Source organism: Butyricimonas sp. (assembly GCF_019423355.1).
Taxonomy (GTDB): domain Bacteria; phylum Bacteroidota; class Bacteroidia; order Bacteroidales; family Marinifilaceae; genus Butyricimonas; species Butyricimonas faecihominis.
The window spans coordinates 189,031-207,653 of sequence record NZ_JAHZBP010000010.1 but is presented as its reverse complement, the minus strand read 5'-3'; the positions used below and the strand labels follow the sequence as shown (position 1 = coordinate 207,653).

Here is an 18,623-nt window from a genome sequence, read left to right as displayed (position 1 = left end):
AGTCTGTTCGCTACGCTTTACTCAAATTTGCTATTCCGTTAGGTGTTTATTTTAGATTTTAAATTGAGAAACTCGTTATTTTATCCCTCTGAACTCTCTGGGGCTTTCACTTTTTTATCGATAGAACGGCAAAATTCAATATCATCCCGGAACAACTTACGATAAGTAATATAAGTCTGGGATTGTTTTGCACCAATGTAATCCATCAAGTGCATCATCTGCGGGTTAAAATCTCCGACCCAACTCATATCCAACCAATCATACGTCTTCTTTGACAAAATGATATTCTTACAGAAAGCATAAATCATAGCAGCCTCCACTCCACGCCCTTGGAATTCGGATGCAACACCAAAAATTAATCCTAAGGCCACACGCCCCCGCTTGATATGACGATAATACAGGAATTTCAAAATACCCAACCCGCTAATCTTACCATTCACGTGTTTCACGATATAGTTCAATTCCGGAATCATGATAAAGAAACCGATAGGTTCCCCTTTATAGTAAGCAAAATACAATAAATCAGGATCAAGCACGGGTTTCAGGGTCTTGAATAACACCTCCACCTGTTCCTTATCCATCCCCCCGACACCATGCACGTTCAAGTTCCACGCCTTATTATAAATGGTCAGGAAAGAATCTTTCGCCTGCCGGGGAGTCATTTCACGATAGGAAATAATCCGGTAATCTTCATTCTTCAACAACCGTTCCGACTTCCAGACCACTACCTTGGAAAGACTTTCCTCCACCAAGCGAGTCCGGTAGATATATTGTTTGAAATAGTCACGGAACCCGTAGTTCTCGAAGAACGGAACATAATACTTATGCGTGTAGGGCATTTGGAATACAGGCGGTTTGAAACCATCGACCAGCAATCCCCACCACTCGTTACGCTCTCCGAAATTCACCGGTCCTTCCATGGACTCCATGCCTCGCTCCTCCAACCACGAACGACAACGGTCGAACAGCATGAAAGCAGCTTCCTGATCATTAATACACTCGAAGAAACCCATTCCCCCCACCGAGTAGGAATCCAAATGGCAGGAACTTCTATCAATAAAAGAAGCCACCCGACCAACACATCGGCTGTTCTCATCCCGCAATAACCAGCGGGTACACTCGCCATGCTTGAAAAACGGATTCTTTGCCGGATCGAAAACCTTCGTGATGTCATTATCTAAAGGCCGTACCCAATTCTCGTCATTCTTATAAAGGGATACAGGTAGCAACAAAAATTCTTTTGCTTGCTTTTCGTTCAAAACCTCTTCAATAGTGTATTTCATATTTTTATAAACTAATATTTTCAACTTTTACCGGTGGGTGTACTCGCACCTGCAATAAATAAATGCCCCGACGAATCCACACAACAATCACGGCTAACACGACACGGGGAAATATCAACCACCCCGCAGGTAATCCCATCACGGCAAACAACAGCGGATCCTCCAGTTGCGAATGAGAAATCGCCAAGTGATGATTCAGCAAATCAGCCTCCTGATGTCCCAGTTTTCCCGTCTTGGCATAATCCATCATGATCGCAGAACCGTAAGCCAATCCGACCGTGTTCCCCACCAACCACAGGAAAGCAACATCCGGATTCAGCCCGAACAAGCGCATTAACGGCGATAACATAGCGGATAATATCTTCAAAATACCAAACTCTTCCAACAACCGTTGCAATATCATCAATCCCGAAATCACCAGTACGATTTTCAGCCCCAGCATCACACTACTTTCCAGCCAATGCAACATCGTTTCCCAAAAACCGAGAGAAACCGCCGTTTCCGCCATCATCTTCCCACTCATTTCCGGCAACAACCAATTTAAACCGATGGCCGCAACAAAACTTCCCAAGACTCGCAAGATCACCATCCACACAGCAGACGAACCCGTCTTCTGCAACACGATCGTTTCCACGACAAAGTTATGGGAAATCAAACACATCGTTGCCATAATCAAACTTTCCCGCACGGAAAAATCAAGCGTAGAAAGCAAGGCGATCACGGTATATATATTCGTAAATATACTGGTAACAAAGACTAAGGCTGCATCTCCCGGCAAACCGATCAAGGTAAACAACGGGGATGCAAATGAAGAAATATAAGGCAGTATATTAAAGTATGACAACAAAGTCACGAACAAAGATACCGGTAGCATGATTTTCAAAAACCATATTGATGTCTTTATCGCCACGGGTAAGGCCTTCTTCACACATCCCAAAACCCTCGCACTGTAATTTGACATACTTTTTAATTGAAAATTGAAAATTGAAAATTGAAAATGCTAAAACCTCAATTCCCCAATAATCAACATTAAACTCTAAATTCTAAACTTTAAACTCTAAACTATCTCAACTCATCGGTTAACAATCTGATTTCCATTGTCGGACTGATTCGCTCGTAGAGAATGTTATAAACAGCCTCCGTGATGGGCATGTGGACTTTATACTGTTGATTGATTTCATGAATTCCTTTCACGCCAAAGTACCCTTCGGCAATCATCAGCATCTCCATTTGCGCGGACTTCACAGAATATCCTTTCCCGATCATCGTACCGAATGTCCGGTTCCGGCTGAACTGAGAATAGGCTGTTACCAACAAGTCTCCCAAGTACGCGGAAAATTTAATATCCCGTTGAATCGGATGCACGGCATTCACAAAGCGCTCCATTTCTTGGATGGCATTAGCAACCAACACTGCCTGAAAATTATCGCCATATCGCAATCCGTGACAGATTCCCGACGCAATAGCAAAAACATTTTTCAGCACCGCAGCATACTCGGCCCCGTATATATCATCGGAAATCGTGGTTTTCACGTAGAAACACTCGAATAATTGAGCCACAGTCCGTGCTACCCGCAGGTTCTCACTGGAGAATGTCAGATAAGACAAACGTTCCAAAGCTATTTCCTCCGCATGACAGGGACCGGAGATAATTACAATCTGTCCTAGAGGTACCTCGTATTTCTGGTGGAAGAACTCCCCGATAAGTAGATTCTCATCCGGAATCATCCCCTTAATGGCCGAAACGATAATCTTATCTTTCAACGACACTTGCAACCTTGGAGTTACCACGTTTTGTAGGAAAGCACTCGGGATGGCGAACACGATCACATCGGAATTCATGATCACCCAATCCAGATCATCCGAGAACGAGATTTTGTCTATATCAAAATCGACACCACACAAATACCGCGGATTGTGTTTTAATACTTTAAAGGCCTTTATCGATTCAATGTTTCTCATGAACCAATTAATATGCCCGTTATTTTCTGTCAGCATTTTAGCGATAGCGGTAGCCCAACTACCCCCACCAACTACTCCAATCCTTGGTTTTTCAACTATTTCCATGATACCAATAAGTTACAAGTTTACAAGTTACAGGTTACAGGTTTTGTCCTACACGAACTTGTAACCTGCCAACCTGTAACCAGCAACGTTTATTTTAGTTAAACCAGCTTTTTACCTCATCCGGGGATAAAGTCTTCAAGCCTAATTTCATTTTTTTATTTAAACCGCTCAATTCCTGATGCAACTTGTTCGGGTTCTCTACCGCCTTCAAGGTTTCCACGGTCTGGTAACCGGCTTTACGAACCACGGCAACCCAATCAGCCGGGATTCCCAGCTCGATAAATTTCTCGTCAGCATCCACGGTAGCCACTTTCTCCGGTTTCATCTGCGGGAACAACAACACATCCTGTATAGACGGACTATTGGTCAGGAACATACAAAGCCTGTCTATCCCTATACCCATTCCCGAGGTTGGGGGCATACCGTACTCCAAGGCACGCACGAAGTCGTAATCAATAAACATGGCCTCATCATCCCCTCTTTCCTGAAGTGCCAACTGATCTTTGAAACGATTCAACTGATCGATCGGGTCATTCAGCTCAGAGTAAGCGTTAGCAACCTCCTTACCATTCACGAACAACTCGAAACGTTCCGTCAATCCGGGATCTGAACGATGCATCTTAGTCAGCGGAGACATCTCCACCGGGTAATCATAAATAAAGGTCGGCTGTATATAATGACTTTCACATTTCTCTCCGAAAATTTCGTCAATCAACTTACCCTTACCCATCGTCTCATCCACGTTCAAGCCGATAGACAAACAGAATGCCCGAATCTCATCCTCGCTCTTACCCGTGATGTCAAATCCGGTATATTCTTGAATCGCCTCTGACATTCTCACTCGTTTGAACGGACGTTTGAAATCCACCTCGTTCTCCCCGAAAGGAGCTTTAGTTGTCCCGTTCACGGCCATTGCCGCCGCCTCAATCATTCTCTCCGTGCTATCCATCATCCACAAATAATCCTTGTACGGCACGTACACCTCCATACAAGTAAATTCCGGGTTATGCGTCCGGTCCATTCCCTCGTTACGGAAATTACGGGAAAACTCGAATACTCCATTAAAGCCTCCCACGATCAAACGTTTCAGATACAGCTCGTTCGCAATACGCAAATAGAACGGAATATCCAATGCATTATGATGCGTGATAAACGGACGGGCCGAAGCTCCTCCCGGTATAGCCTGCAGCACAGGAGTCTCCACCTCCAAGCATCCCATTTCCGTATAGAACTGACGGATGGCGTTGATCATTTTCGTACGCTTGATAAACACATCCTTCACCTGCGGGTTCACGATTAAATCCAAGTAACGTTGACGGTATCTTAATTCCGGATCGGTAAAAGCATCAAACACTTTACCATCCTTTTCTTTCACAACCGGTAGCGGACGCAAGGACTTGGACAACATCACCAGTTCTTTCGCATGAACCGAAATCTCCCCCATATTCGTGCGGAACACGAATCCTTTCACGCCCACGATGTCGCCAATATCCATCAACTTTTTGAAAACGGTATTATACATCGTGCAAGCTTCATCCCGACTCACATCATCCCGACTCACGTAGACCTGAATCCTACCTTCGGCATCCTGTAATTCAAAAAATGAAGCCTTACCCATAATCCGCCTGCTCATCATTCGCCCGGCAATTACAACCTCTTGCAATTCCTCCGGTGATTTTTCAAATTTATCCAGAATCTCTTTAGAAAGGTGAGTTACTTTAAATTCCGGTGCCGGATAGGCATCTATTCCCAAATTTTTCAACTCGTTTAAAGAGTTCCGGCGAATAATTTCCTGTTCGCTTAATTCTGCAAGACTCATTTTTATATGCTTTAAAAGGTTATATAAAATCTATTTTATCACCGGGTATACGCCCGCTCTAAATTTTATTCAAAAATTAATGTGCAAAGATAATAAATAAAGTGCAAAGAAGAAAGTAAAAGGGGAGCTCTCCCTCGTTATTTACATTTCCCCTGCTTTTTGTTAAAATTTTATCACCCTAAATTCAATCTTATTTTTATACAACTGAAACACAATCGCATAACCTTATTTAGAACAAACCTGTTAAAAAATATAATCCGTATTCTTTTGAAATCCCAAGGAATTTCTGCTTCTTTGTAGCAGAATAGGAGAAAGAGATAATGAAAAAAAGATGGGTCATCAACACCCCACCCGAGTGGGAAAAAATTGACAAACTATCCAAAGAACTTAACTGCAGTCATGTTATCGCGAACTTGCTTTTGCAACGCGGTGTGGACACTGCAGAAGAGGCCCATGCTTTCTTCAATCCAACCCTCAACATGCTCCATGACCCGTTTTTGATGAAGGATATGGATAAAGCCGTTCTCCGGTTGGAAAAAGCAATCAGCACCGAGGAAAAAGTCATGATTTACGGCGATTACGACGTAGACGGTACCACGGCGGTTGCTTTACTCTATAAATACCTAAAAAATAAATGCGAGTATCCTGAATATTACATCCCGGACAGATACACGGAAGGCTACGGAGTTTCCATCTTGGCTATCGATTATGCGGCTCGCAACGGGATTTCACTCATGATCGTGACTGACTGTGGCGTGAAAGCCGTGGAGAAAGTCCGTTATGCGAAATCCAAAGGCGTGGATGTCATCATCTGTGACCATCACACCCCGGGCGACGAACTTCCGGATGCCGTTGCCGTCCTCGACCCGCAACGGAAAGATTGTCACTACCCCTACCGGTGGTTAAGCGGTTGCGGGGTCAGTTTCAAACTGGCACAGGCATATAGCATGAAACACAACTTGCCGATGGCAGACCTGTACAAATTGTTGGATTTGGTTTGCGTCAGTATTGCCAGTGACATTGTTCCGATCACGGGAGAGAATCGTATCCTCGCCCATTTCGGTTTATTGCAATTAAATAGAAAACCCAGCCTAGGATTAAAAACGATATTAAGTTTTTCCGGAATAGGTAAAGACCTGACAATAAATGACATTGTTTTTCGCATAGGCCCCAAAATCAATGCGGCAGGGCGAGTTGAATCGGGAAACAAATCAGTAGAACTCCTGATAGCCGATGATGAGACCAGAGCCACGGAAGTCGCTGCAAGCATTAACAACTTTAACGACCAACGCAAGAAACTGGATCACGACATCACCGAAGAAGCCCTTGAGTACATCAACCAGTCCCACTACGATCAATCCCAAAAAGCAACCGTACTTTACAACCCGAACTGGCACAAAGGTGTCATCGGGATCGTGGCTTCTCGTCTGACGGAATATTATTACCGCCCGACCGTGATCCTGACAGAATCCAACGGTTTGGCTACCGGATCTGCTCGCTCCGTGGAAGGATTTGACCTGTATTACGCCATTTCACAATGTAGCGAATTCTTGGAAAATTACGGGGGACACAAATACGCGGCAGGACTGACATTAAGGCTTGAAAACATTGAACCTTTCAAGGCTAAATTCCAGAAAATCGTGAGTGAAACAATCACGGAAGAGATGTTGACACCCCAGATCAATATTGATGCTCAAATCAAATTAAATGACATCACCCCGGATCTTTACGCCATGATTCAGAAGTTCGCCCCGTTTGGTCCCAACAACTCGATTCCCGTGTTCATGACTGAAAACGTGACGAATTTCATCGGTTCAAAACAAGTCGGACGCAACAACGAACATCTGAAACTGGTGGTCGTGGATGACACAAGGGTCTGCAACGACCGGAGTGGCATAGCTTTCGGGATGGGAGAGGCATTTCCCCGCATCAGTAAAGGTGAATATTTCGATATTTGCTACACCCTTCAAGAAAACGAATTCATGGGGAAAAGCGACATTCAAATGATGATTCGAGATTTAAAATTCAAAGAGGAATAAAATATGCAATCTTTATCTTCCAAACTATTGGAAAAAGCAGTAGAACAATTTGCTTCCCTTCCGGGAATCGGACGCAAAACAGCTTTACGTTACGTGCTACACATGCTACGCCAAAGCCCCGAAGAGGTAAAGCAATTTACGGACAGCATTACCGCCTTGAAAGAATCTATCAAAGAGTGCCAATACTGCCACAACATTTCTGACAGTGACACTTGTGAGATTTGTTCCGACCCGAAACGGGATACCCAAACGATATGTGTCGTGGAAAACATCAAGGATGTCATGTCCCTTGAAGCTACGGGCCAATACCACGGGCTTTACCACGTTTTAGGGGGGATTATCTCGCCCATGGACGGCATAGGTCCTTCCGACCTTCACATTAACTCTCTACTGGAGCGAGTGGACAATCCTTCCGTAAAGGAGGTTATTTTCGCCTTGCGAGCCACCATAGAAGGTGACACCACGGGTTACTACATCTTCAAAAAACTCCCCCGCCGGGATGAAATCACGGTCAGCACCCTTGCCAAAGGTATCGCCATAGGTAATGACCTCGAATACACCGACGAACTCACACTGGGACGCTCCCTCGTAAACCGGGTAAAATTTAGTCTAAATGGATGATGTTCCTACATATTAAAAAGAATCCGTCCGGAGTTCCGGACGGATTCTTTTTTTAATTACACTTTGAACTACATGATAATTATTTCACCAATTGTTCCAACTGCATCCGCAATTTAGGATCCGAGGGACGTTTGGCATTCGCATCCACAATTTTCCCCTCTTCGTCCACGATCACGATGCGAGGTACTCCATGAATCAGGTATTTCTTTACCAAATCCGATTTAAAACCTCCCGGCACGTTCAACTGCAACTCGGCACCCTTCTTATCTTTAACCATCTTTCTCCACAAAGCTATCAACTCATCACCTGTATCCACTGACATCGAAATAAATACGATATTCTCCCCTTTCATATCATCAGCCAATTTTTCCATATAAGGCATTTCCGCACGACAAGGAACACATCCCGTGAACCAAAAATCCAGTACCTGCACCTTTCCCTTGAAATCAGCCGAAGTATATTCTTTTCCCTTCACGTCAACCGCCTTAAACTCCGGAGCCATCTGCCCTCTTGCGATAGTTTTATGGGTTTCTTTAGACTCTTGGTAACGAATCTCCAAAGCCGGCAATGCCGCCAACGCCTCCGGATGGGTTATATATTGACGAACCCCTTCCAGATAAACCGGGAAATCATCAGAATATCCTTTCTGTAATGTAAGATTCAACAATTCCACCAAGAACATAGAACGAACCTTCTCATCCCCGATCTTCTGCGCGTAAATTTCCATGTATCTTTCCGGAGAAACCTCAATCCATCCCTTCTTTTCCATCTGTTCGAATGTCCCCAGCATCATGTTAAACCATTTCGGTATCTGCACGAGAGACGAATCCGAAAAGTTCACCTCTTTCATGAAATCATAAAAATTATCTGCCAGTTCAATCTTCAACTGAGGAGCAAACATCGCAGTATTCGCAGGTCCATTCAATCTTTGCAAGTAAAAATCACAACGATACTTCAATTTTTGCAGCCGAATAAAGTCCTGATCCAAACCGGAAGTTTCCAAATTTCCAATCAAGCGATTCACCTCCTCCGTGTTCAGTCTCACCCACTCTGCCGAGTAAAGCGGAACATCCTCAGGTACAGAACCTAAATATACATTTTCAGACAAAAACGTATTCTCGGCAACATGGTCTCCCGCAAACACAACACCATCCGCACCTTCTTGTATCTCCACCCGTGCTCCCGGAGTCAAATAAACCAAATAAAATTTCTTGTTCACCCCTACATAACGGAAATAACTCGGTACATTCAAATCCACCTCATAAGCATAATTTCCCAAAGAATCCGGTTCCATTTTCGTATATCCGGCCGTAGACCCTTCCGGAATAAAAAAGAAGTTTCCTTCAATCGTATTCTTAAACTCCACTCTCGCCTTCGTAGACGATTCCGTCTTATCCTGACATCCAGTTCCGGCAAAAGCCAGAACCGTTAATATCAAAAATACACAACATATTTTATTCATATGGGACATCATTTCGTATTTTGAACCAAATTACTCGTTTCCATCGCTTGCTGTGGGAAAGGCCACACTAACAGAGGTGAATCCGGACGCAAAGAATACGTTTTAGTTTCTCCGGCCTCATTCACATAAGTCTTTGTCAACGTTTCATTAAATTCTGTACAGAAACGTCTCATATCAAAGAATCCGTTATAAGTCAAAACTAATTCTCTCTTTCTCTCCTCACGAACTAGTTTAAATGCCTCATCGGCATCAGCAGCGGTTAACTCTGCCGTTCCAGGAAACACCCGATTCCGATACAAATCATTCAGATATTTCATTGCGTTATCTTTATCATCCTTTCTTGCATAGCATTCGGCTATCATCAGGTAAACTTCTGACAAACGCATACCTCCCGGGTTCCACTTCACATTCGTACTACCAAACATAATTGCCCCAGTTTCTGCCGTAGGACGTGGAGGCATATAATATCCCCAACAAGTGATATAACGTAAATCATTATTCTTGTCATACAAATCGAGCATTTCTTTCCGAGCATACTGCGGATACGGATCTGTATTAGTATGTCCAAACTGATATAATAAATGTTCCGGATTCGAATCCTCAAGTTTTGCAGCGGTCATCCACGTACTTGGCATTGTTGGAAGGAAAGGATATGTTGCAAGCGCCTCATTATACATCTCATTCATATCCCAAAGTTTATGATAACTTGACTTTAAAGCATTCAACCCGGACTCCAAGGCTAGGTCGATCTCTCCTTTATACAGACGCACCTTAGCTTGTAAAGCATATCCGAACCCCTTTGTCGGACGATATGAATTCAAAGCCTGTTCCGGCAGATCAGCTAAAGCCTCCTCTATATCCTGTTCTATAAATTCATAAACTTCCTTAACCGTATATTGCTTACTTTCAGACTCCAAATCAAACTTTTTATGGATAATAATACCCATATCGGTTGCCGCAGTCTCTTTCTTATAAGGCTTTGCAAAAGTGTTCACCAAGAAAAAGTAATTATACGCCCGCATTATTTTAGCCTGAGCAATTCCCAACTTTTTATCCGTATCCGATCCCTCTGCATCATTCATATGTTCTACTACAACATTGTACGACGCAATTCTGGAATAACAATCAGAATATAACTCTGCAATATCACCATCTACCATATAATTATAACGATCAACACTCTCATCCCAAAAGAACCCGATAGAATACATCGGATACAAGTAAGATTCCAACTCTGCCTTTTTATAATAGGTAACTTCATTTGCCATATACCAGAAAGAAGTCATGGAAAATTTCGGATTAGCCGCTTCAATCAATCCCAAATAATCATCTGTCGAATTCAATACCGCTTCTCCCTTAGGTACCACATCCAAATAGTTATCACAGGACACAAGTCCCATCACCAAAGATAACCATATAACAACTATATATTTTTTCATACGTCCACTCAATTAAAAGTTAATATTCAAACCAAGACTATAGGTCGGCATCAACAACTCCGTACGAGTTCCCGCATTTGCATTGAATGATTCCGGATCAATGCCTTCCCCGTTACTTGCCCAATAGAAAGGATTATCCACTTGAGCCCGAAGACTAACATTTTGCAAATTCACCTTCTTAATCAAATCTTTGGGTAAAGAATAGGTAATTCCGATATTACGACATTTGATAAAAGAAGCACTCAACACGTGTACATCAGCATATTTCCAAAGATAATTACGATCCTGATTTGCTCCGAAGGCTCCCATTGCCGGAATATCCGTGTTTTTATTTGTCTCAGTCCATCGGTTCGCCATATCTTTATGCATTCTGCCCGTAATATCTACGTAAGTTGAATAAAGAGGCGTTACATCATTTCTCAAAGAATGTCCCGTGTAATACACAAACTTCGTAAAGAATTCCAAGCTCTTCCATCTTAAATTGATCGTCAAAGCTCCGTTCCATTTCGGAGTTAATTGTCCGGCGTTTACCAAGACTGCGATATCACGTACAGGCTCGTTCGATTTTACCTCTCCATTCTGGTCGTATACAGAAGGATCTCCAGTCTTTGTCAAACCTGCATAGCGATAAGCGTACACCGAATTATAGGAATCTCCCTTTAAATAATTACTTCCCGGATACTGCAACATATCAATGGCATTAGAAGGCACGTAACCCACTTTTTTAATCACATTCTTATTATTCGCCGCAGTCAACGTCGTGTTCAAAGTCCAATCCTTCTTCTTTAACCAATCGTATGACACGGAAATTTCCAAACCGGTATTTCTCATGGCTCCATTATTTACTCTGGCCGTCTCGAAACCTAATGATGGGTCCAACGTCTTATTAGCCAACAAATCCGAGCTGTAGCGACGATAGAACTCCAATGATCCGCTCAATCTTCCGATTAACGCAAAATCCATACCCACATTAAACGTGGATGTTTTTTCCCAACGTAACATCTTATTAGGAGCTTGCGTGATCAAAGTTATACTAGCCTGCGTGTACAGCGAGTTTGCATAAGTTCCCAGCAAGTAAGGAGAAGAAGACTGATCCACGTTACCCGTGATTCCATAAGTTGCACGCAATTTCAACATATCCAGCCAAGCGATATCATTCAAGAATGATTCCCTAGTCATCAACCAACTTGCACCCACGGACCATAAAGGACGATAGCGATATTTCGGGTCCGTACCGAAAAGGTCTGCCTGATCCACTCGGATACTTGCATTCAGACTATATTTAGAATCGTAAGTATACCCCGCATTGGCATAAGCTGAAACATAACGGTGTTTCGTATTCGTCACATTCAACAATTCAGACTTTTTCTGAAGAGCATCTGTCAACTGTCCTTGTACACCATTCGTCATCAATGTTTCCCAGTTCACTTGCTTATAAGTCAACTTTCTATCATCATAACCGTAACGTTCACTTTGAGATTCACCCCATTCATCTTGACGAATTTCAGCTCCGGCAAGAACCGTCAAATCATGCTTGTCGGCAATTGTCGTTTGGTAATTCAACTGCGCCCGGAAATTAAAGAACTCCGAATCGGAATGCTTTTCAGCCATATGTCCTCCTTGAGGAATATTATAAATAAAGTTATTGTTAGACTTAGATGCGTAACGATTCACCATGTCCCGCATAATATAAGAATCCGCCTCATCATATTGCTTAGCATCTGACTTAGTACGTTCATACTGGAATTTTACTCCTAAATCCAATCCTTTATACAACTTGAAATCAGCATTCGTAAACAAACGCACATACACACTCTTCGTGGTTAGCATGTTTTTATACATCTCCTCTTTCAAATTATATCCCATAAACTCCAACCCCTCTGTTTCATTAATATCCATGGCACGATAATAATTTTCCTTGTATTGATAAACCGCATCCCCCTCATCAGACACCACGCGCTCGTACGGCATCGCATCAAACCAAGATACGCCTGATTGAGATACTTCTGTCTTAGTAAGGTAAACATTAGATCCGTACGTCAATGTAAACCAATCCGCTAATTTCAACTCGTTTTTCAGATAAATACTATATTGATTAGCCGAATTTGATCTTAAATATTGTCCGTTATCTTCATAACGAAGTGAAAAATACAAATTAGACTTTTCCCCTCCTTTTAATAACGACAAATTATAGTTTTGGCTCAAAGCTGTGTGAGTCAATATTTTTTGTGCTTCCCGACGATAGTCATTACCCCTCATTGCATTTATCGCCTGATTTACCTCGGCTTCTGTCATATTGCCGTCAAGCATTTCCCGATAATAACGCTCGATACGAGTATATGCTTTGGGAGCATTAGAGGCATCCTTATTAGTAAAATAAGCACTAGGATCAGTTCCGTATTCCGTATAATTAAACAAAAAGTCTTGTTCGAAATCAATAATATCACTCGTGGAAGCATAATCCATATAACTCATTTTAGGAATTGGCTTTATATAAAAGCTAGCCGACAAATCAATACTCACTTTATCCCCTTTTCCTTTTTTCGTCGTGATCACGATCACTCCGTTAGAAGCACGTACCCCGTATAATGAAGTGGCTGCAGCATCCTTCAACACGGTTATCGTTTCCACATCATCCGGGTTGATGGAACTCAAAGATTGATTCATCACGATTCCATCCACCACCAGCAATGGGGTTGAACTCACGGCAAAAGATGAAGCCCCCCGAATCTCCAATTCATCTCCATAAGTAGACAAACCGGGAGTCAAACCTTCAATCTTGGAAACCAAACTCGTACTTTGTACTTTACCTAAATCTTCCGCTTTCAAAATTGTCACGGAACCCGTTGAACGTTCACGAGAAATCGTCTGGTAACCGGTAGCCACCACTTCACCCAACATCTCAACCTCTTCCTCCATTGTCACGTCCAATAATTTATCCGAACCATCATACAACAGTTCCTTCGTCTTCATTCCAACAAACGAAAACACCAAGGTAACATTCTTTTCCGTTAATTTGAACTCGAATCTCCCATCCACATCGGTTGCAGCCCCAAACGTCGTACCTTTCTGAATCACCGCTACACCGGGTAGAGGCATCCCCGTCTCATCTTTCACCACTCCTCGAACCGTATAAACCTTCTTCTCATCATTACTCTTATAAGAAATAACAATTAACTCCCCCTCTTGGCTATATTTGAAAGGCATGCCCTTTAACAAAATATCCAAACATTCCTCCACACTCTTATTTTCCAACTTTGCAGACACCTTATAGCTGTTCAAGTCATCATAATTGAAGACAAACTTACAATTAGCCGCTTCACTCAAACTTTTCAACGCTTTCGACAATTCCACGTTTTCAAAGTCCAGGTTCACCACCCGATTTTGTGTCACACCGGATGCAATACTTGTGAAAAAACACAAGCAAAACACGAATTGTATCAAAAACATTTTCACAATTCTTCTACTAACGTTCCTGTCAATGGAACGCTTCTTACTCAAAAGTATCGCCATAAATGATAGTTTTTGGTTATAAATTAAAATGATTACTTGTTTATCTTATTACTTCGGAAACGACCAATGTCTTTCCATTCACCTTTATTCCAACCCGATTCGTCTTCATCAACAAATCAGTGATCACAGAGATTTCGCTGTCCCGGCTCGCCCACAATTCAAATCGATAGTCCCTGGCCTTGTTTCCTACATATACTACATCAAAACCATACCAACGTTTCAAATCATCCATAATAGATTCCAGCGATTCATTTTCATAATAGAAATACCCGTCTTTCCAAGCTATATACCGATTCACGTTTACCTTCGTGATCTCCGGCACGCTCTCGACAAAGCGGGCATTTTCTCCCGGGTTTAAAGTATACTCCGAACCGTCCTCCGTTTTCTTCACCGAAACCCGGCCCTGTACCAATGTCACGTGAACATCCTCCTCTTCGTAGGAACGTACATTAAATTCCGTCCCGTATACTTTTGTATATATATCGGAAGAAACAACAATAAAAGGATGTTGCTCATCGTGTGCCACGGAGAAATAACCTTCTCCTTTCAAGAATACCTCCCGGCTTTCACCCGCGAAAGAAGTCGGATAACGCAATTCCGATTCAGAATTTAGCCATACAATCGTTCCATCGTTCAAGGTCAATTTGTACTCTGCCCCTTTAGGTACCCGAAGCGTGTGATAACTGACCACTGCCCTCTCGGTTAATTTGTAATTAATCCCCCTCAAACTATCATACTCCACGCTGACACCTTCACCCAATTCTCGACTTTCACTCCCGGATGCCCCCAACACAAGTTCCTCTCCGGATTCCGTGATCAACACCGCCTGATTCCTTCCGGGCGCAATGTGTTCTGCCACCGGAATCACCTCTTGCTTTTTCGACGACAACGAATTTTCCAGTAACCACCAGCTAGCGGAAATAAGTATAACCACAGCCGCAGCCACAGACAACCAAGTCATTCGTCGAGACCGACCTCCGGATTTCATCTTTCGAGTAAAATTCCAATATTCCCCTTCAACATCCAACTGATCACCCACGGCTAGTCGAAGCCCCCCTTCCAAGTACCTCCGACACTCCTCGTACAACTCCTTGTTACGGGATTCTGCCAACCATTCCTGCACCCGAACTTCCCACAACAATTCAGGATGATTCAGTAACTCGATGACAAAATTTAAGCGATCTTCTTCTTTCTCGAATTTCATAACTTCACGTTCATTTTACTATTACACGTAAAGCATGGCAAATGATGTGGGTCAAAAAACAATATTTTTTATTTTTTTAAGAAAAACGCATATAACAACATCAATTCGAGATCTGATGTTTTCTCTCTTAATATACTGATAGCCTTCGTTATATGCCACCGAACCGTGTTAATCGAAATTCCCAGTTCATCCCCCGCCTCCTTGTATTTTTTCCGCTCGATGAAACATTTTTTGAACACGACAGCAGTCTGTTTAGGCATATTTTCAATAATATGCATCACTTTTTCGATGAGTTGTTCATACTCCACGTATTCCTCCTCCTCTTCGGGAAAGGTCTTTTTATAGGCCAAAAACTTCTCTTTTGTTTTCTCCTTCCTCAAAAAATCAAGAGAACGGGAACGAACCAGAGAATATAAAAAGGGACGCAGAGAAACCGAAGAATCCAATTTTTCAAAATTCTTCCACACGTATTCATAAACATCCGTTACGATGTCTTTCGCTTCTTCTTCATCCCGGACAAAGCTTAAAGCATGAACATACAACTCTTTATAGTGAGTTTTATACAAAAACTCAAACGTGTCCCTCTTTTCTTTATCCACTATTATCTTTCAATTTGATCCATACTTTTGGCATCGATCCTTTTTCCTCATATGTCCGTTCAAAGATAAATATTTTTATTTTAATCATAATCTTATTCAACAAACCTTCTTTCCACAAAAAATAAATCACTCTTCCACCACATTTTATTTACATCACATTCCCGGTTACAAAACAGATCAGGGGGAAATAAGGCCACACTCACAGATCATAGACGTTTCGTCCTCGTTCGATAATCGCTCTCCTTGAACGTCTTTACACCGCCGGGGACACGCTTATCTGAAATCTGTATGCCCTTATTTCCCCCCATTCTTGCGGAGACCTCTTCCTACCCTCAAGCCGTAGACCGATCTCACGCGTAACAAAGAGTAAAAACTATTGAAAAAGCTAGAAAAACGCCTGAAACTCAAAGGACTGAACGAACGTAGATTTCGTGAATTTAGGCGACTGTATCTTATTTATCCTCAACTAAAACAACCAATTACACAATATATTACATCACAAATCCAAAATTCACTAAGTACTGAATTCATAGAACCTATTCGGCAGTTGTCATCCGCCGAATTAACGAATAACCCAAAATGGATAATTCCCGCAGATAAACTCTTCAACAAACTCACATATTCCAACTTAATACTCATCGCAACTATTGACAACCCAATAAAAAGAGCATTTTATGAAATGGAAACCATTCGAGGGTGCTGGTCATATAAAGAACTGGAACGACAAATAACATCCTTGTATTATGAACGTAGCGGACTATCTCAAAACAAAGAAGCCCTCCGCATTAGAAAAGAGAGTTTATCAAAAAGAAATCATGTTTTAAACAACTACCTCCCCTAACCCCTCCTTACACAGGAGGGGAAACCGCTTGGTAATCATCCCTCCCCCTGTGCAAGGGGGAGTTGGAGGGGGTAGTCATTTAAAACAAGACCTTTAACACCTTTTCTCTATCACGTTATCGCCGCTCACGATACACGACATCCTTTATCTTTGCAAAACCACTGTATTCCGCCCTTTTCGTCACACTATTATTCACCCCATCCACCGGGTAGAACCCTAGCTTCCCGCCATTGTTATCCGGTGATGCAGTATTGTATGAACCCACCATCAACTCATACTGCCGGGCCATAAACTCGTCAGACTGGTTATTCAAATCCTTCAACGAACATTGCCTATACAGGTTAAATTTCAACATCGTAACCGTCTCGTTTTCCCCTAAAGCAATAGTATTCATCGGGTAAGTCGTGTTTGTTCCTAAATTATGCAAATACACCTTATTCCCCACGGCATAGAACATATAAGGGAATTGAGAATGGAATGCAAAGATCGTCGCCTTGTCAAAATCGGGAGCATTCAAATTCTCGTATTTCGCTTCCTGCACGAAACCGTTATTCGACATATTGATCCCGTAAATACAACGTTTTCCACTGGCATCCTGCAAAATAGAATATACCAAACCACCGGAATACCGGGTACTTTCCATGTACACCAATTCCATCCCCGTCTTGAAACTAAACAAACCGTTCTCCGGGTCTGCAACCGGGGTCAAAGCTTGCATGGCATCAGCAACATAACCGTACTTCCAGCCTACGAAACGTTTGTTATCCGTGTCATACAATAAAGCCGTCTCTCCATTCCCCGGACGAGCCATACTTACCCCCACGTAAGGAGCCACCTTATATTCCGGAGCCTTTCCCCGTTCCGACGTGTTAATCGGGTATTCAAAAGCGGGACCAGCGTAATCCCTCACCTGTGCATAAGCATTCCCGGCATCCGTCACGCAAAGGCTAGCCAAAGCACCTGCCGTACTAGCGTTATTTACTGACGTGTAACACACAACATGTTCATTTACCAATGGCAGAATAAAATCAATATTACCAATTTCCAAAGACTCATCCGTTTTGAACGTTTCCCGATCTAGTTTATACGTTCCTTCTGCAGACATCACGTAAATCAAATCCGCAGGGCTTGCAAATCGATTGGGATAAAATCCAATCCCCTTCGCATGTTTCAACTCCGGTAATCCTAGTGAAGTCAACAAATCATAAGCCGGAATCACCCGTTCTGCCGAAATCACCGAAATCATATCCATCCGAACACGCTCATTCTCTCCTTCATCACAAAGCACCATCCATCCCTCATACGTCGGAGAAGACACTTTAATATCAAATGTCTTAGACGTCTGAACACCAGAACGCTTGTCCGTCACGGAGAACCATGCAATATACGTGTCTGCCGCAAAAGCTGCCAACGTGTCCAAATCCAATGATCCCGAAGGATTCAGATCGACCCAATGTTGCCCGGATACCAATACGCCACCTAACTTCTTCTCGATCTTGTAATTAAACTTAAAATTAGTATTATCCCCGCCAATCTCCCCCTCCAGCGAAGAAATAACCTTCGGATTCACAACGATATGATCGGAATTTCCCAACACCTCCACCACTTCGGGAATGTTCTCGATGGTTATTTCCGCCACCTCGTGATAGTTGTAATTCCCTTTATCATCAAAACAACCACAAAAGGAAAAAACAAACAAAAACAGTATAATAGGATTTATTCTCATAACCTTATGT

At 42.6% G+C, this 18,623-nt stretch carries 12 protein-coding genes and 1 pseudogene; 3 read left to right on the top strand and 10 right to left on the bottom strand.

The genetic code is table 11. From position 1 onward, the window contains the following. Positions 1-80: 80 nt before the first annotated feature. The 4 genes from QVC79_RS14245 to lysS all read right to left on the bottom strand — a co-directional run bounded on the left by QVC79_RS14245 (position 81) and on the right by lysS (position 5,169). Positions 81-1,283 carry a hypothetical protein gene (locus QVC79_RS14245; protein ID WP_270592659.1) on the bottom strand — a complete coding sequence of 401 codons (1,203 nt, stop codon included), beginning with the start codon at positions 1,281-1,283 and terminating at the stop codon, positions 81-83. A 4-nt stretch (positions 1,284-1,287) separates the two neighbouring features. After that, positions 1,288-2,244, bottom strand: a complete 957-nt coding sequence (locus QVC79_RS14240) for a nucleoside recognition domain-containing protein (RefSeq protein WP_151412085.1) — start codon at positions 2,242-2,244, stop codon at positions 1,288-1,290. Between the two features lie 101 nt (positions 2,245-2,345). Further along, a complete protein-coding gene (locus QVC79_RS14235) occupies positions 2,346-3,350 on the bottom strand; it encodes an NAD(P)H-dependent glycerol-3-phosphate dehydrogenase (protein ID WP_124317019.1) in 1,005 nt (334 codons plus the stop codon). 94 nt (positions 3,351-3,444) lie between these two features. Further along, positions 3,445-5,169, bottom strand: a complete 1,725-nt coding sequence (lysS, locus tag QVC79_RS14230) for a lysine--tRNA ligase (protein WP_270592658.1) — start codon at positions 5,167-5,169, stop codon at positions 3,445-3,447. Between the two features lie 320 nt (positions 5,170-5,489). Between lysS and recJ the strand changes: the two genes are divergently transcribed. After that, positions 5,490-7,208, top strand: a complete 1,719-nt coding sequence (gene recJ / locus QVC79_RS14225) for a single-stranded-DNA-specific exonuclease RecJ (protein WP_270592656.1) — start codon at positions 5,490-5,492, stop codon at positions 7,206-7,208. A 3-nt stretch (positions 7,209-7,211) separates the two neighbouring features. Then, a complete protein-coding gene (gene recR, locus QVC79_RS14220) occupies positions 7,212-7,829 on the top strand; it encodes a recombination mediator RecR (RefSeq protein WP_270592655.1) in 618 nt (205 codons plus the stop codon). Between the two features lie 79 nt (positions 7,830-7,908). Here recR and QVC79_RS14215 read toward each other — a convergent pair whose 3' ends face one another. The 5 genes from QVC79_RS14215 to QVC79_RS14195 form a co-directional block, all read right to left on the bottom strand. Further along, positions 7,909-9,291 carry a TlpA family protein disulfide reductase gene (locus QVC79_RS14215; protein WP_270592654.1) on the bottom strand — a complete coding sequence of 461 codons (1,383 nt, stop codon included), beginning with the start codon at positions 9,289-9,291 and terminating at the stop codon, positions 7,909-7,911. An 8-nt stretch (positions 9,292-9,299) separates the two neighbouring features. Continuing rightward, positions 9,300-10,730, bottom strand: a complete 1,431-nt coding sequence (locus QVC79_RS14210) for a RagB/SusD family nutrient uptake outer membrane protein (RefSeq protein WP_270592653.1) — start codon at positions 10,728-10,730, stop codon at positions 9,300-9,302. A 12-nt stretch (positions 10,731-10,742) separates the two neighbouring features. Next, positions 10,743-14,243 (bottom strand): SusC/RagA family TonB-linked outer membrane protein, encoded by a 3,501-nt coding sequence (locus tag QVC79_RS14205; RefSeq protein WP_270592650.1) that lies wholly within the window; start codon positions 14,241-14,243, stop codon positions 10,743-10,745. A gap of 40 nt (positions 14,244-14,283) precedes the next feature. Continuing rightward, complete coding sequence (locus QVC79_RS14200) at positions 14,284-15,447, bottom strand: FecR family protein (RefSeq protein WP_270592649.1); 1,164 nt, start codon at positions 15,445-15,447, stop codon at positions 14,284-14,286. A gap of 68 nt (positions 15,448-15,515) precedes the next feature. Further along, on the bottom strand, positions 15,516-16,046 hold the full coding sequence (locus tag QVC79_RS14195) for a sigma-70 family RNA polymerase sigma factor (RefSeq protein ID WP_270592647.1): 531 nt from the start codon (positions 16,044-16,046) through the stop codon (positions 15,516-15,518). Between the two features lie 370 nt (positions 16,047-16,416). Here QVC79_RS14195 and QVC79_RS14190 point away from each other — a divergent pair. Continuing rightward, a pseudogene (locus tag QVC79_RS14190) lies at positions 16,417-16,827 on the top strand (DUF1016 N-terminal domain-containing protein); the annotation flags it as partial. A 175-nt stretch (positions 16,828-17,002) separates the two neighbouring features. Here QVC79_RS14190 and QVC79_RS14185 read toward each other — a convergent pair. Then, positions 17,003-18,613 (bottom strand): PKD-like family lipoprotein, encoded by a 1,611-nt coding sequence (locus QVC79_RS14185; RefSeq protein ID WP_270592645.1) that lies wholly within the window; start codon positions 18,611-18,613, stop codon positions 17,003-17,005. Positions 18,614-18,623: the final 10 nt, after the last annotated feature.

Excerpts from the sequence above, each read along its gene's own strand:
- QVC79_RS14245 (WP_270592659.1), bottom strand. The coding sequence starts at position 1,283 with ATGAAATACACTATTGAAGAGGTTTTGAACGAAAAGCAAGCAAAAGAA.
- QVC79_RS14240 (WP_151412085.1), bottom strand. The coding sequence starts at position 2,244 with ATGTCAAATTACAGTGCGAGGGTTTTGGGATGTGTGAAGAAGGCCTTA.
- QVC79_RS14235 (WP_124317019.1), bottom strand. The coding sequence starts at position 3,350 with ATGGAAATAGTTGAAAAACCAAGGATTGGAGTAGTTGGTGGGGGTAGT.
- lysS (WP_270592658.1), bottom strand. The coding sequence starts at position 5,169 with ATGAGTCTTGCAGAATTAAGCGAACAGGAAATTATTCGCCGGAACTCT.
- recJ (WP_270592656.1), top strand. The coding sequence starts at position 5,490 with ATGAAAAAAAGATGGGTCATCAACACCCCACCCGAGTGGGAAAAAATT.
- recR (WP_270592655.1), top strand. The coding sequence starts at position 7,212 with ATGCAATCTTTATCTTCCAAACTATTGGAAAAAGCAGTAGAACAATTT.
- QVC79_RS14215 (WP_270592654.1), bottom strand. The coding sequence starts at position 9,291 with ATGAATAAAATATGTTGTGTATTTTTGATATTAACGGTTCTGGCTTTT.
- QVC79_RS14210 (WP_270592653.1), bottom strand. The coding sequence starts at position 10,730 with ATGAAAAAATATATAGTTGTTATATGGTTATCTTTGGTGATGGGACTT.
- QVC79_RS14205 (WP_270592650.1), bottom strand. The coding sequence starts at position 14,243 with ATGGCGATACTTTTGAGTAAGAAGCGTTCCATTGACAGGAACGTTAGT.
- QVC79_RS14200 (WP_270592649.1), bottom strand. The coding sequence starts at position 15,447 with ATGAAATTCGAGAAAGAAGAAGATCGCTTAAATTTTGTCATCGAGTTA.
- QVC79_RS14185 (WP_270592645.1), bottom strand. The coding sequence starts at position 18,613 with ATGAGAATAAATCCTATTATACTGTTTTTGTTTGTTTTTTCCTTTTGT.